This is a genomic window from Polaribacter irgensii 23-P, assembly GCF_000153225.1.
GTDB lineage: Bacteria > Bacteroidota > Bacteroidia > Flavobacteriales > Flavobacteriaceae > Polaribacter > Polaribacter irgensii.
The window spans coordinates 1,736,481-1,750,787 of record NZ_CH724148.1; the positions used below are offsets into that span (position 1 = coordinate 1,736,481).

The window sequence follows — 14,307 nt, forward strand, 5'->3', positions numbered from 1 at the left end:
CTTTCTTAAGTAGGCAAGAAACAAAGCAATAAATTTTATACGGTGTTGCCCACAGTATTTTAATTCGTAAGTGTTAATTCAATTGCTAAAAGACTATATTTATTTCTATATCTTTTCATAGATTCATTCTTGTTTTTACAAGAAGCTTTAATCCATTTTCCTTTATTAAATCTCCAACTATTTTTATTAGTTTCAGTTGGAACGATTCCAATTGCAGGTTCATAAGAAATGCTTTTTAATTTTTTTCTTGAACCTTTCATTGTATATTTATATTCGTATTTATTTTCCTCAATTATTAACCATTCAATTGCAAGAAAAAATCCTTTTTCGGGAAATTTTATATTTAATTTTGAAACGTCAATTTCCGTTATTTTCTTTCCCTTTTTTGCAATTCCAATTATGTTTTCGTTATAGATATAATTATCAGGTTCTCCTTTTTCATTTACTCCATAAAGCCGAATATTAAATTTTGAGTTTTTCACATCACTATTCGTCAATATTCTAAACTTTTTAAGATAAGGTGCTTTTTCATATTCTTCTTTACGCTCAAAAAATTTAGCAGAAATCCAAGGATATATTCCGCAACCAAAATAACTATTGATTTTAGATTTTTTAAACTGACCAATTGTCAATTCTTGAGATAATTTTTTAGAATTGATAACTATTTCGTCTAATTCAGTTATTACAGGTTTCAGCTCCAGAATGTTTTTTATCGAATCAGATGATACTTTTTTTGTTTGAAATCCGATTGCAGAAAATAAAATAATTTTCTGGCTATCTACTTGTATTTCAAATTCTCCTTTTTCATTTGATGTTGTTCCAATGTTTTCGTTTTCCACCCAAATATTTACGTAAGGTATTTTTTCTTTCGTTTCGCTGTCAATTATTACTGATTTTAATTGACTAAAACAAAGGTTGGATATTAGTATAAGTATGATGGCGAGCGATTTTTTCATATTGTGGGCAACGTTTTTGTATAAGATTTGTTGCATGTAAAAAAGATTAATAGTTTCTTTAAGTAATAAATTTCATAAAAAAGCACTTATTTTGTATTAAGCACTTTGGAGCCATTAATTATACACGTTGTTGCCAGTAGTTTTTATTCGTTCAAATTTTCATTCCGTTATTTTTATTTCAGAATTTACTTTTAGTAAGTCCGAAATCAATTCGTTATTATTTTCAGGCGCAATATAAATTTCGTCATATTTATTGAATTTTATAATAAGTCCATTTCTCGCTAATGCTGGTTTTATTCCGCTCCACATAGTTTTTTCTTTTAGTATTTCCTTTATGTTTGGAATTCCGATTTTTCCTCTTAAAAATCCAGAGCGATAAATAAATTCATTATTTTCAATTTTATAAGATGTGTCAAAATAAATCCAAAATATTAAAGCTAATGGACTCAATAAAGGTAAAATTATAAAGGGTTTTTCCGTGAAAGTATTCTTTTCAAGAAAGAATACAACTATTGGTAAAATCAGAGAACCAATTAGTAGATAATTGATAAGTCCTTTTCGATTCGCTTTATATATTTTCATTCGGTTTTCGGTTTTTATTAAATTACTGGCGACGTGTTTGTGTAAGTTTAGTTGCGTGTTTCAATCACTAAAGTTAGTAAATAAATGACAAATTTAAAGTCTGTCATAACTTTCGTAAATAAGCTAAAATTAGCTATAAACTTTAAACGGTGTTGTAATGCGTATTTTTATTCCGTTTTAATATTCAGCCATTTATTTCTCCAAATAGTTATTGTTCCAACAATTCCAATTAAAAAAATTATAAAAATTCCAATTCCAATATTTTTTGGCACCATTTTCAGATTAAAAAACATAAGTCCAATTAGTGGAAACATTGCTCCAAATAAAGGCATTTTTTTATTCATGAATTTATTTCCGTTAACAGTTATTTTTTCATGGTCGTCTGTATTCCGCAATTCCATTTTTTTACTTCCACACCATTGAATTTTGGCTTTCAAAGATTCATTCTTTAAATTATTAGGAATTTCAATAGTTTTTTTCTCTCCGTTTTTCAACGCAGTCAGATATTTTTTTCCAAGGAATATTTCATATGAACAGTTTTTATTAAAACTCTCTTTTGGTCTACTTATCGTAATTTTTTTCATAGGAATTACAACGTGTTTGTGTAAGGAAAGTTGCGTCTTTTAAGCAAAAAAGTTAGTAAATAAAATACGAACCAAGAAAATCCGCGAGGATTTTTGTAATTAAACTTTTACTAGCAATTTTTTTTACAAGGTGTTGGCAATAGTTTTTTAAAATTCAATGCTCGAATTATTCATTTTAGTAAAATCAAATTTTTCATTAATTCCAATATTTTTCAGAACACTTTTAAAATCATTTTTCATTTTCTTATCTCTTAAAAGTATTTCAAAATTATATTCATTTCCGTTTTTATTAATTATTTTCAAGAAATTTTTATTTCCATAAATTGAATGGCCTAACCAACTTCCATAACCCATATATTTTAAAAAGATACTTTTTATTTCGTTCAATTCAATTTTGTTTTCAGTTCCGTTTGAGTAGATTGAAATATGTTTTTCATGTATTTCATAAACTCCGACTACTTTCGGTTTTTTAAGAGATTCTCCAAATATAAAATATGCACCAAATAATAATATTATTATACTTAAATATTTCAAATATATATTATGATTTTCTTTGTCAAACAGAAAAATATAAAAGTTCGCCGATAGATATAATATTCCGAATATTATAGAATATACTTTTATTGGTTGTTTGGTTTCAACAATTTCAGTTTTAAATTCGGTTTTCATTTCGGTTTTTAATTATTGTCAACGTGTTTGTTTAAACTTTGTTGCGTGTATAAGCAACCTAGTTAGTAAATAAAATACTAACTAGGAAAGTCCGTTTGGACTTTCGTAAGTAAGCCTAAAAAAGCAATAAATTATATACGGTGTTACCATACGTTTTTTCTAATTCTTTAAAGTATTTTCTTTTTCCAATTGTTTGATTATTTTTTTCAATCGATTTATTTCAATATTGTCTATAAAATACGCCGAAATAAAACCAATAGAGATTATCAGGTTTCCATATTCATTATGGCTGATTTTTAGAATAGCACCAATTATTATAAGAGTAGCTGAAATGCCATTTAATATATACATTATTTTATTAGTTTGTCTTATTTCCATATTTTGATGTTTCATTTTTTTGTTTTCAATATTTTTTTCCATTTGTCAGATTTTGCAAACTCTTTTACAACTCGATTTCTTTCAGTTAATAATTCAGTCATATATTTTTCAAGAAATATTTTGTCTGCAAATTTACCTAAAACACCTAGTGGTGATTTGTAATTGAAAATATCTGTCATTAAAGTTCCGCCATTCAATTCCGCAAAGTGATGTTCATGCTTAAACTCCTTAAAAGCTCCTTCTTGCATTTCGTCTACAAAGTAATTGAGTTTATCAAATTCCGTAATTTTTAAAGTTAGATTTTGATAAACTCCGAAATGTTTTGCTCGCCAAGTCACACTTTCATTCATTTAAATTAATCCACTAATTTTTCCAGCGATTGCTTGTTCATTAGTCTGTTCAGTCGATATTTTATGTAAATCAATACTTCTCGAAAGATCGAAAACTATTTCTTTTTTAGATTTTATTTTAGTACGAATTTCAATTCTCGGCATAATTTTTTTCGTATGTATGGTAACGTGTTTGTGTATGATTTTTTGCGTGTTTTAAGAGACTAATTTACTAAATAAAACATAAACCAAGAAAGACCGTTTGGACTTTCGTAAGTAAGCGATTTGCCAGCAATTAATTATACACGTTGTTGTACCACGTTATTTTGTGTTATGTTCAAACTCCCATTTAAAGTCTGGGGTTATTACTGATTTGAAATCTTCGATTAGTAAAATCTTAAATTTTTCATCTTCTGGTTTAAGTTTTTTCCAAATAATAACATTTTTTTCAATTGTAGCATATTCTGAAAAAGTGATATCAAATTTTCCAATAGATTTATCGATATTCTTAAGTTCAACAATATAGAATCGCTTTATGAATAAATTATTATCTACAAAATTTGGATGAATTGCCATATTTATTCCTTTATACGCAGATTGTTTACTCGGATATATTAGTACATCTGTTGCAAAATTGTGTTTCGCGTATAAAGTCCTGTGGGCCAAACTCGCTGATAATTCATAACTATTATCATTTATAAAAATACTCTGAAGATATTTTGTCAATTCAACTATTCCGGCTTGTTTGTCTAAATCTATTCTCTCATCTATAGGTTCCTTCAATTGTTCATTTTCTTCGTTTTTCAGGAAATTAAAGTTATTGTCAGGATGTAAATCTGTTTGGATAAACGTTTGAAAAGCCAGTTTTTCTTCAGGATTTTTTAGCTCCCATTTTGAAATACAATATTTTTTTCCTTTATAATTATTTTCTCTAACAACCTCAAGAAGTGAAATCATAGGATTGTCAGAGCAATAAAAAACTGGAAAATTAGGGAAGTTACATCTCCCAAATCCAACTAAATTAATTGGAGGATAACTATGTTCTGAAAATAAATTAATGTTAGTGAATGAATTTAATTCTCTAACTCTATAAATAGGTAAACCAAAATTTTTATGTTCAATAAATTTGAAAATATTTGGCAAAAACTCAAATTCAGTTTGAATTAAGTCTTGGACTTTCTCAACAAAATCGTTAATGTTATCTGACTTTTTTAATTTTGGCCATTCAAGTTTTTTTAATCTTTCAATAGACTTGATTGTTTCTTTATGACTTGGGAATTTTTCTATATCTAAATTCATTTCGTAATGTGGAACAACTTGTTTATAGTCTTACCTTTTATCCGTATTAGTGTCTATATTGGGGGGATATGCGGAACTTTATAGGTTTTTGCGTTTTTCCTTTTAGCGTCAAATTATTGAAAAAAAAAAGACTTTTAGCTTTCAAAGTTTTACAGAACGAACGGCTCCTTTTATCTATCGGATACTGATATAAAATAAAATTTTTCAATAGTTACTTTTAAAACAAAACTACATTAAAATTGCATTCGTGTCAATCCCTGAAAATGGTATAAATTTAGTATCTCTGAATTCATGGTTATTCCCTCGCTTCTTCTTAAAGCAAGGGAAACAACACTTCTTTTTCTCAATGCATAGGTCTTTTCCCTATATTTTTAAAATTGTACCAAAACTATAATTCAGGAACAACACAAAACTTTCATATATCTAATTTTAAAATAGATTTAAAATTAAAGCAATTATGGCGAGTACAAATTGTATCATTCTTTTTTTAATTTATGTATTGTTCGCAGATCAATGATTATTGAAAAAAAAAGACTTGTAGCTTTCAAAGTTTTATAGAACGAACGGCTCCTTTTTTCTATCGGATACTGATATAAAACAAAATTTTTCAATAATTACTTTTAAAACAAAATTATATTAAAATTGCATTCGTGTCAATCCCTGAAAATGGTATAAATTTAGTATCCCTGAATTCAGGGTCATCTTTGGCTGTAGTCAGTTTTTTGTTTGGGTCTTGCTCGTTTTTGGAATATTTGTAAAATGCAATTTAAGACCGTTGTTTCTAAACTAAAAATAAAATGACAAAGATGCAATTATACGGTTTTGAGGATCGCATAATTGTGTAAAAACCCATGAAAGAAGGTGGCTATTTTTGCCTCCGTTCTGAAAATACTTGATACATATTCATAGACAGATAGGGTACTATTTTTTAGTTATCTTAAAGCAGTCTAAATACAAATATCTTGTAATGAGCTATTTGTATTTGTTCTAAAGGCCATAACGCCTACATTTATATCATATTAATCTTAAAACTAAAAATTATGTCTATCAGAATAGGAAACAGTTGTGTGAATTGTGAGAGTTTGACATCTAATAATAAATGTAAAGTTCATGGTGTATCTGTAGATACGAGTTACACTTGTGATAGCTTCGAAATGAAGGCAGCTTTAAAAAATGATCCAAATTGTGGAACATGTGCTAGATATGAAAAAGTATCATGTGCGAACCCTCTAAAAGCAGCGTCAAAAATGTTATGTTCAAGTTGGGCACCACAAAATGCTACGGCATAGTGCTCAAATACCCCTAAATAAATTAAAAAAAAGGTTAGTTTTAGTTACTAACCTTTTTTTTTGTTCTAAATGCAGGAATTCGTAGATGCCGTAACAACGCACTTAGTGCTTTTGGCAACGATACATAATAAAATATTTAAAGTCTTTTTGCGCGTTCTGTAAACTCTTTTCTTGATTTGGAAAATCTGTTTCGGATTTCATTTTTTTTCTTTCGGAGGTTTAAGTCAGTTCATTAAAAACTAATAGTGGTTCACGTTTGTATCCAAACTGCTGTTATTTTTATACAGTACGATCCACAGCGCTTTATTTCCATAGCCAGTTGCAAAACCTTTTATTTTTTAAAGAAATAGTTTGATTATCAATATTTGTTTTTAATTTCTGCCATCGGATGGTCAAAGAAACGCCGAGCAATTGATAAGTCCCATGCTTCCGTTTATTAGGGAGTGCATACGCATAGCACTTTCGATTGAACACAAACGCGCTCTGTTTGTTATACATTGTTATTTTTTTTCTTAACTCATTATGGGTTTGTAGACCACAAAGATGCACTTTTAAGCATTGCTCTTCTTGGTAGTTTTAATCCGGCCACTACCAACTCTGCGAAATCTTCAGGTTGTAGCACGCTATCTTGAGAATCTTTTTCAGCAATTCCAAGTTCAATTGACATATCAGATGCAATGGTACTTGGCGTTAATGTACACACCCTAATATTGTATTTACGCACTTCTTTCATTAAAGATTCAGACATTCCAATAACTGCAAATTTTGATGTTGAATAGGCAGAAGTATTTGCATTGCCACTTAATCCCGCTGTAGATGCAACGTTAATAATATCCCCTTCATTTTGATTTATTAAGTATGGTAAAACTTCTTTCGTAACATAATACATTCCCATCACGTTGGTTTGAATTATTTGACTCCATTGTGCAACCTCCATTTCATGAAAGGATCCAAAGGCTGCAATTCCAGCATTGTTTACTAAAATATCTACAGACCCTAGCTCGTTGATAATGCTTTTAATGCTGGTTTTAACAGATTCATAATCGCTTACATCGAATACTGAATAAATTGCTTTTATGCCAAACGCTTCTAATTCAGAAACGGTTTCTTTTAACACGGCTTCATTTCTACCCGTTATAGCCACGTCAATTCCTTCTTTTGCAAATGCGATCGCAGTAGCTTTTCCAAGTCCTCTTCCACCACCTGTAATGATTGCTTTTTTTGTTTTTAATGTTGTCATATTTAATTTTTAATTGGTATTTTTAATGTAGTTCTATATTGTATGTGGTGCCTTTTGAACACGCATTTTCGCAAGGAAAATGCCCAATGTGCAAATAAACAACTCATTTTTAATGCAGCAAAAATATAGTAATTTTTTATACATTGCTGGCAGTATTAAAGCGATTTTAGGTCCATTCTGCATTTAATGTATCTAACTCGGTTTTTAACAGTGGCAATGATTCCACATCAATAAGATCAATATGAATCTTCATATTTTTTAAATTAGAGGTAAGAATATATTTTCCTGAAAAATGTTTAATTTGGTTTATTTCACTCAGCCTCATGGTTTTTCCAAAAGGCCAGTTTTTCTTTATGATTCCGTTTTCAATCGTAATATATTTTTTTTTAATTTGAAAATAGTATATGGTGAAATATACCCCAGAAAGTAGCAACCAGTACCAGTCATAAAAGGTGGCATTCTCATTTTGTACTGTTTGAAGTATTCCGCTTGCAAGCCACGTGAGCCCCAAAATTAAATTCAGATGTATGTGTCTTTTTTTATAGGGTATTTTCACTTTTTCTATGGTTTTGATAGTTGTTTTTATAAGATTCCTTGTGTGTTTTAAATCGTAAAATTTAATATACAAATTACAGCGATAAGGTCCGTTTGTATTTTCGTATCTTTTTTATTGTCAAGCATTCATTCGAGGCGATGCTTTGGTTTTTTTCTATTGTAATACATGGCAATGCCTACAATTGTTATTATTTCAGCAACAATTGATATATAGGAACCTTCAAGTCCAAAAGCTCCGCCATTCATTAAATTACGTTCATTTATTTTAAATTCAATAATGGAATACGTGTCTTGACCACTTACATTAAAACCAAGAAGTGTTTGAAATAAATTCCAGCTAAAATGTAACGCAATTGGAAACCATAAATTCTTAGTATAGAGGTAAGATACTCCGAGAACTATTCCGGCTAAAAATAAATTAAGTAGCGCAAACAGGTCAACATTTGGGTTAAAGCTGTGCATCAAAGAAAACAATGCGGACGATAAAATTAATGCAATATATTTATTGAATGCATGCATCAGATTTTTTAAAATATAACCACGTACAAGCGTTTCCTCAACAATAGCTACAATTATGAAAAGTAGTATCGAGCGTATGAATTCTTTGAAATTAAAATGTACGCTTATAAAAAATATTTCTTCAAAATAAATTAGCAGAAGATAGCTTATTGTCATTATTGACAGTCCAATTGCAGTTCCACTAATGAATTCTTTGCCTCTATTTTTGGTCTGAAATCCAAGTTTTATAAAGTCTTCTTTGTCGACAAATTTCATAAAAAGTCCGATCACTAAAAAAGTACCAATGAGGTTAAAAACACTACTTCCTAATTGTTGTGTTGAGGTTTTTGTCAATACTCGATTTGAATAGTCCACCTGAAAAATTGAACCACCAATCATTGCGAATATTGCAACAATAATAAAATAGGATATCATAAATAAGAACACCCTTCCAATCGTATGTATTTGCATTCTAATAGAATTCATTTTTCTTTAATTAGGTTCGTTTTTTATGAACACCAACCAATTCCCATAATATTAGTTGCTTTACTAAAGTAGTAAATGTACCAAATAAATTACGAATTAAAAATGTAAGATTGAACTTGTGGCAATAGGAGGGAAGCAAGCAATTAATTTTATACTTTATCGCAGTGCGTTATTGTTTTTTCATTTTCTTTTTAAATGGATAGGCAGGGCTCGGATTGATTAGAGTTTATAATTTTTCCATTTTTGCCAATACGTATTTACCTGGGGATTGATTTAACAATGTAATTAGTTCCGAAACCAGTACGCATTCCATTTTTTATGAACAGATTCATTCCGTTTGAACTATTTTTTTTAAAAAGAACATCCACTTCTCTTTGGAAGCATTTACAGATATCAATAGGATCTTTACATGCTCATTATTTTTATATTTTTCAGTCAACTGAAGTACTATTGGTCGATGCTGAATTCAGGGGGCACAGCAAGTTGCTCAAACATCAATAAAAATTGCGATTCCTTCTAAATTTCTTACTTGAAATAGCTTCATAGTTGATTGACTGCGCTAGGCAATTTGATTAAAATGCCTGGAGCGAAGTTTCTTTAGTATCTCATAAGAATCCACTATTTAAGTTCTAAAATAACTTACTTTAATTTGCCAAAATCATTCGAAACAGAATATCTTCGCGCCTCAATTTTGTTATTTTTTTCTTCATTGTGGATGCTGATCACTTGCAACAGCGATTCTTATTTGGGCGTCTTATGAAGGGTAATTATTGTATCAATTAAAACTCATTGTCTTTATTTAGGTAGTTTTATGGACGCATTTTAAGGAATTAATTTTTGTTTTAAGGGGTGTATTTGTTCTTGTTTTTTTTAATCAAAAATTTATTTATGAGGTATTTATTTGGCGTTACGATGGTCTGGGCTTTTTCGTTTAGCTTAATTGGTGTGTATCTTTCTGGGTATGTGGATGCATGGTTTTCAGTATTGATGCGCATCGGTATTGCTACATTAATTTTCTTGCCTTTTTTAAGACTTAAAGATATTAAAATAGCAATAATTTTCAAACTTATTGCAATTGGTTCGGTTCAATTAGGTTTGATGTATTGTTTCTACTTTCAGTCGTTTATGTTTCTTACGGTGCCAGAAGTATTGCTTTTTAGTGTATTGACACCAATTTACATTACTTTATTGAATGATATTTTAAGTAAGAAATTTCACAAAAAACATTTAATTACCGCTTTAGTAGCCGTCTTAGGAGCAGGTTATATTCAATACTCAAGTATTAATGAAAATGTCTTTTTGGGTTTTTTGATCACGCAAGGTGCCAACCTTTGCTTCGCTGTTGGGCAAGTTGCCTACAAACATTTATTACAATCTAGACCAGAATTAGAAAATACACCAAAGCACAGTATTTTTGGATTGTTCTTTATAGGTGCATTTTTAGTAGCATTAATAGCTTTTTTCATTCTTGGCTCAACAGAAAAGATGCCCACTACCACAGTGCAGTGGGGAATAATAATATATTTAGGTGCTGTAGCTTCAGGAGCAGGTTATTTTTTTTGGAACAAAGGTGTTGTTCAGGTAAATACAGGCTCATTAGCGATAATGAATAATGCGTTAATTCCATTAGGACTGATTGTCAACCTCGTCATATGGAACAAAGAAGCAGATCTTCAGAAAATTTTAATTGGTGGAGGTCTTATTTTTGCTTCCCTTGCACTTAATGAATTTGTAATAAAAGAAATCAAAGAATAGCCAAGCATTTTGTAAATGAACGCAAGATACGGGCTGATATTCTTATGATAAATTAGCGTCTTTTCAAAATTAGAGCCTCTTAGTTCGCTATATCTGTGTTGTTGTTTTTTTATATTTTTGTAATAGGTCTAAAGGAATGTGGCAATAAATGAAGTCATTGGGGTGCAAAGTTAGTCGGTCTTGATGTTCTGCATCACTTTGGATAAAATTTGTTAGAGGTAGTACTTCAATAGTTATTTTTTTTGTTGTTTTATTTTTTTGCTGCAGTGTTTGCTTTATTTTTTTTATGCAATTTTTTGCTTTTACGAGGTGATTTGGATCACGGCTGTAGATGCCAGTGCGGTATTTTTCTCCGATATCATCTCCTTGTTGGTTGATACTGTAAGGATCAATGATTTCTAAAAGGTAATACATTAAATTTTCAATTGAAATAACTTTAGAGTCAAAGGTTGTTTTGACACATTCGGCATAGCCATCATAGGTTGTTTTCGTAGAATTAGTACAGCCGTTGACTCTTCCTGCTTGGGTTTTAAGTACTCCTGGAAGATGTTTTAAAAACTCCTGCACACCCCAGAGGCAACCGCCGGCAATATAAATAGTCTCTTCCGATACTTTGGAGTCAATTAATTGTTCTTTTTTTGTCATTTCTGTTGGCTTTAACGCCGTGCGTAAAGTTTCATTGCGTATTTAAAAAGGGAATTTAATCAATAAAACACGAACCAAGAAAATTTGTGTAGCATTTTGTGATCGGGATAAAATCAGCAATGCGTATTATACGCAACGCTGGTGTAGCGCTTTTTTTAAATGCCTATTTTTTCTACATTTAAAATATTTATTATACGCTCTTATACAAGCTGATTTTGTTTGCTGTTACCTCTAAATACTTGGGAGAAAAAAGTCAAAAGAGGTGTGTTGTGCCTTTTTTAATTGTTTGTATTTAGCTTTTTAGAGTCTTTTCAAGTTGCCATGGAAATCACTTTTATGTGAAAGGTGCTGTGCTCAAATTTTTTAATAACTATATGTGAAAATTCAGACAGTTTGCGCTACTATTGAGCTCCATTCTTAAAACCATACAAGTGAAAAATGATACTTTTAGTAAATGAAATATTACATTTTTTCCCTCTGGGGTGAATTTGTATCTGTGTGTTTTCGTTTCGTCTTTTCTTTCTTTCTTTCTTTCTTTCTTTCTTTCTTTCTTTCTTTCTTTCTTTCTTTCTGTTGACACCTATTGTACCTCAGGTAATACGTATTCCTATAAAGGGCTTTAAAACGCCCTTTATAGGAAATGATGTAACCCTATTAATCCAAGTTTGGTTGTGGAGTCATTCTTAAATAAGGTTTAACTTCTGTATGTCCTTTTGGAAACATGGCAGGTATTTCTTCATTCGAAACAGCTGGTACAATTACGCAATCGTCACCGTTATTCCAATTAGCAGGTGTTGCAACTTTATAGTATGCTGTTAATTGCAAAGAATCAATGACTCTCAATAACTCGTCAAAATTTCTACCTGTAGATGCTGGATATGTAATTGTTAATTTCACTTTTTTATCCGATCCAATTACGAACACAGATCTAACCGTAAGTTGATTATCTGCATTTGGGTGAATCATGTCATAGAGCATGGCTACTTTTCTGTCCTCGTCAGCAATGATAGGGAAGTTAACAGTTGTATTCTGTGTTTCGTTAATATCTTTTATCCATTCCTTGTGTGAATCGAGACCATCGACACTTAAGGCAACCACTTTAACATTTCTTTTGTCAAACTCAGCCTTATACTTAGCGACCGCTCCTAATTCCGTTGTACAAACAGGAGTGTAATCTGCGGGGTGAGAGAATAAAATTGCCCAACGATCTCCTAACCATTCATGAAAATTAATTTCACCTTCTGTGGACTGTGCTGTAAAGTTTGGGGCTATATCTCCTAATCTAATTGTGCTCATACTAATTAATGGTTTAATTGTTAATAGTTCCTTTATTTAAAATTGAACGTACTATTTTCGTACAATATTAGTTGCATTTAATAATTATTAAAGTTAATGAATAAATCACACATAGAAAGTATATTTAGATTTTTGTAAAAACTTTAAAACGCGCAATTAATATTATATGCTGTTGAGATTTCGTCGTCTTTATTGAATTTTATGCGATTCTGTTTAATTCTACTTTTGGAGTTTCCTGCGTTTAAGTGATCTCAAAACAGCAGTGCACTCCGAACCCTTTTTTTAATTTCGTGGCAATGGTTTATGCTACAATTTGATAACTGCTGTGTGGAAGTTATTTTTGGAGACTTCCTTATTTTATTTCTGGCAGAATTAGAAGTATGTTCTGAAAACACATCGATTGTAAGAAATTGATTTACAATGATTAAGTGCTGTTCTTTTGAAAGATTAGAAGGATGTAAGTTTATCCGAGATATTGTTTGAATGCCCAAAGTAGAAACCCAAACAAATCCAACAATGAAGAGCGAAGTTTTTTATATACTGTTGTATTTAGAATTCTCAATTCAGCCATTTTATGGCTCATTACGCAATGAAGTACAAGGTCTTTGTATTATAAAAGTTCCGTTTTTATGAGGGAGGAATTTCCAAAGAAAAAGCAGCAATGCGCAAAAAAGAGACAAACTTTTAGCTGCACATAACCCATCTTTAATAAAAAGTTTTGCAGGCTGTACATTTTTAATCAATAAACTCCGAGGTTTTTACAGCCGCTACTTTTCCATCTTTAAAGTGTACGCTGAGGGAGTGAAATTTCCAACCCATTCCATGACCCTCGCTACCCATAGAATAATTCCAGTTTTTGGAAGTGTCCAGACCTACTTCGAAATTTTTTTGAGGCCTTCCAAGAATTTTAATAATTTTATTTTTGGTTTTTCCGAATAAGAACTTATTTTCAATTAGATTTTTTTTCATGTGATGACGTTCCTTTTTATTTTCAGCCCATGCTGTTGAACTAAATTTTAATTCAGGGTGCGATTCATAAAATAGGAAAGAAAAGAAAAATGCAACAAATAAAGAATAAACGATTGGTGTTAAAATGATTGAAAACGTGAAAGATACGATCATTTTTAACACTCTTTTTTTAATGAATTTATCAACGATCCAATTAATTATTAAATATAATAGGATTAGCAGTGCTAGCTGAAAATACCAATTCCCAAGAGATATGTTAAAGTATTCAATCATTTTTTTTATCTATAACCTTTTGCGAAAGGTTTGTTGCGCGTTTAAAGCTAATAACCCAGTGCACAATACACGCACCAAGAAGGCCGTTTTGACATACATCCTTCAGTAAATACGAGCAATTAACTTTGTCAAGCCTTATGTTCCGTTCTTTTTTATCCAAAATTAGATTTTTAATATTCACGTATTTTTGCAAATTTTATGATTCTCAATTTTGATACATTTTTTAAGAACAAAATAGTGTTCTTAACTTAGAGATTTTATGCGGTTTGTATTTTCTTTTTTAAATAACGAACATTACATAAGCTCCAAACAAAAATTACTACAAAAACCATTAAAATGCTTTTAAAATTAATTTTTCCATTTAATAAATACCCAATAATTAAAAACAATATTGGTAAAACAACGGAATTAAAAAGAAGCGCGTAGTATATTTTTAGGAGGTACTTTAATTTTTTTTTAGATGATTTTTCGTATATTTTTTCTAACATAGTTTTCATTTTTACT

The 14,307-nt window shown here is 30.2% G+C and carries 15 protein-coding genes; 2 read left to right on the forward strand and 13 right to left on the reverse strand.

Features of this window, described 5'->3' with window-relative positions:
- Window positions 1–59: 59 nt before the first annotated feature.
- The 7 genes from PI23P_RS07760 to PI23P_RS07790 all read right to left on the reverse strand — a co-directional run bounded on the left by PI23P_RS07760 (window position 60) and on the right by PI23P_RS07790 (window position 4,797).
- Window positions 60–992 (reverse strand): carboxypeptidase-like regulatory domain-containing protein, encoded by a 933-nt coding sequence (locus PI23P_RS07760; protein WP_004570227.1) that lies wholly within the window; start codon window positions 990–992, stop codon window positions 60–62.
- A 123-nt stretch (window positions 993–1,115) separates the two neighbouring features.
- A complete protein-coding gene (locus PI23P_RS07765; RefSeq protein ID WP_004570228.1) occupies window positions 1,116–1,538 on the reverse strand; it encodes a PH domain-containing protein in 423 nt (140 codons plus the stop codon).
- A gap of 167 nt (window positions 1,539–1,705) precedes the next feature.
- On the reverse strand, window positions 1,706–2,122 hold the full coding sequence (locus tag PI23P_RS07770; protein ID WP_004570229.1) for a hypothetical protein: 417 nt from the start codon (window positions 2,120–2,122) through the stop codon (window positions 1,706–1,708).
- Between the two features lie 147 nt (window positions 2,123–2,269).
- A complete protein-coding gene (locus tag PI23P_RS07775) occupies window positions 2,270–2,791 on the reverse strand; it encodes a hypothetical protein (RefSeq protein ID WP_004570230.1) in 522 nt (173 codons plus the stop codon).
- Window positions 2,792–2,950: 159 nt separating this feature from the next.
- On the reverse strand, window positions 2,951–3,211 hold the full coding sequence (locus tag PI23P_RS07780; protein WP_004570231.1) for a GldL-related protein: 261 nt from the start codon (window positions 3,209–3,211) through the stop codon (window positions 2,951–2,953).
- The gene (locus tag PI23P_RS07785) at window positions 3,181–3,519 is read right to left on the reverse strand and encodes an SRPBCC family protein (protein WP_004570232.1); all 339 of its coding nucleotides are present in this window, start codon (window positions 3,517–3,519) and stop codon (window positions 3,181–3,183) included. The genes PI23P_RS07780 and PI23P_RS07785 overlap by 31 nt, the downstream gene beginning before the upstream one ends.
- A gap of 300 nt (window positions 3,520–3,819) precedes the next feature.
- Window positions 3,820–4,797 (reverse strand): RES domain-containing protein, encoded by a 978-nt coding sequence (locus tag PI23P_RS07790; RefSeq protein ID WP_004570234.1) that lies wholly within the window; start codon window positions 4,795–4,797, stop codon window positions 3,820–3,822.
- Between the two features lie 1,040 nt (window positions 4,798–5,837).
- Between PI23P_RS07790 and PI23P_RS12765 the strand changes: the two genes are divergently transcribed.
- Window positions 5,838–6,086: a hypothetical protein gene (locus tag PI23P_RS12765; protein ID WP_004570235.1), complete on the forward strand. Its 249-nt coding sequence runs from the start codon at window positions 5,838–5,840 to the stop codon at window positions 6,084–6,086.
- 520 nt (window positions 6,087–6,606) lie between these two features.
- Here the strand turns inward: PI23P_RS12765 and PI23P_RS07800 are convergent.
- The 3 genes from PI23P_RS07800 to PI23P_RS07810 form a co-directional block, all read right to left on the reverse strand.
- Window positions 6,607–7,326 (reverse strand): 3-ketoacyl-ACP reductase, encoded by a 720-nt coding sequence (locus PI23P_RS07800; RefSeq protein ID WP_004570236.1) that lies wholly within the window; start codon window positions 7,324–7,326, stop codon window positions 6,607–6,609.
- A 166-nt stretch (window positions 7,327–7,492) separates the two neighbouring features.
- Window positions 7,493–7,882, reverse strand: a complete 390-nt coding sequence (locus PI23P_RS07805; protein ID WP_238299998.1) for a hypothetical protein — start codon at window positions 7,880–7,882, stop codon at window positions 7,493–7,495.
- Between the two features lie 125 nt (window positions 7,883–8,007).
- On the reverse strand, window positions 8,008–8,865 hold the full coding sequence (locus PI23P_RS07810) for a CPBP family intramembrane glutamic endopeptidase (protein ID WP_004570238.1): 858 nt from the start codon (window positions 8,863–8,865) through the stop codon (window positions 8,008–8,010).
- An 888-nt stretch (window positions 8,866–9,753) separates the two neighbouring features.
- Here PI23P_RS07810 and PI23P_RS07815 point away from each other — a divergent pair.
- Window positions 9,754–10,620: an EamA family transporter gene (locus PI23P_RS07815; RefSeq protein ID WP_018941820.1), complete on the forward strand. Its 867-nt coding sequence runs from the start codon at window positions 9,754–9,756 to the stop codon at window positions 10,618–10,620.
- An 87-nt stretch (window positions 10,621–10,707) separates the two neighbouring features.
- Here PI23P_RS07815 and PI23P_RS07820 read toward each other — a convergent pair whose 3' ends face one another.
- The 3 genes from PI23P_RS07820 to PI23P_RS12770 form a co-directional block, all read right to left on the reverse strand.
- Window positions 10,708–11,265, reverse strand: a complete 558-nt coding sequence (locus PI23P_RS07820) for a peptide-methionine (S)-S-oxide reductase (protein WP_004570240.1) — start codon at window positions 11,263–11,265, stop codon at window positions 10,708–10,710.
- A gap of 654 nt (window positions 11,266–11,919) precedes the next feature.
- Window positions 11,920–12,561, reverse strand: coding sequence for a peroxiredoxin (locus tag PI23P_RS07830; RefSeq protein ID WP_004570242.1), 642 nt, complete (start codon window positions 12,559–12,561; stop codon window positions 11,920–11,922).
- 735 nt (window positions 12,562–13,296) lie between these two features.
- A complete protein-coding gene (locus tag PI23P_RS12770) occupies window positions 13,297–13,530 on the reverse strand; it encodes a hypothetical protein (protein ID WP_238299999.1) in 234 nt (77 codons plus the stop codon).
- Between the last annotated feature and the right edge of the window lie 777 nt (window positions 13,531–14,307).

Coding starts and splice junctions, on each gene's coding strand:
- PI23P_RS07790 (WP_004570234.1), bottom strand. CDS start 4,797: ATGAATTTAGATATAGAAAAATTCCCAAGTCATAAAGAAACAATCAAG.
- PI23P_RS07780 (WP_004570231.1), bottom strand. CDS start 3,211: ATGGAAAAAAATATTGAAAACAAAAAAATGAAACATCAAAATATGGAA.
- PI23P_RS12770 (WP_238299999.1), bottom strand. CDS start 13,530: ATGAAAAAAAATCTAATTGAAAATAAGTTCTTATTCGGAAAAACCAAA.
- PI23P_RS07765 (WP_004570228.1), bottom strand. CDS start 1,538: ATGAAAATATATAAAGCGAATCGAAAAGGACTTATCAATTATCTACTA.
- PI23P_RS07770 (WP_004570229.1), bottom strand. CDS start 2,122: ATGAAAAAAATTACGATAAGTAGACCAAAAGAGAGTTTTAATAAAAAC.
- PI23P_RS12765 (WP_004570235.1), top strand. CDS start 5,838: ATGTCTATCAGAATAGGAAACAGTTGTGTGAATTGTGAGAGTTTGACA.
- PI23P_RS07800 (WP_004570236.1), bottom strand. CDS start 7,326: ATGACAACATTAAAAACAAAAAAAGCAATCATTACAGGTGGTGGAAGA.
- PI23P_RS07830 (WP_004570242.1), bottom strand. CDS start 12,561: ATGAGCACAATTAGATTAGGAGATATAGCCCCAAACTTTACAGCACAG.
- PI23P_RS07810 (WP_004570238.1), bottom strand. CDS start 8,865: ATGAATTCTATTAGAATGCAAATACATACGATTGGAAGGGTGTTCTTA.
- PI23P_RS07785 (WP_004570232.1), bottom strand. CDS start 3,519: ATGAATGAAAGTGTGACTTGGCGAGCAAAACATTTCGGAGTTTATCAA.
- PI23P_RS07760 (WP_004570227.1), bottom strand. CDS start 992: ATGCAACAAATCTTATACAAAAACGTTGCCCACAATATGAAAAAATCG.
- PI23P_RS07815 (WP_018941820.1), top strand. CDS start 9,754: ATGAGGTATTTATTTGGCGTTACGATGGTCTGGGCTTTTTCGTTTAGC.
- PI23P_RS07820 (WP_004570240.1), bottom strand. CDS start 11,265: ATGACAAAAAAAGAACAATTAATTGACTCCAAAGTATCGGAAGAGACT.
- PI23P_RS07775 (WP_004570230.1), bottom strand. CDS start 2,791: ATGAAAACCGAATTTAAAACTGAAATTGTTGAAACCAAACAACCAATA.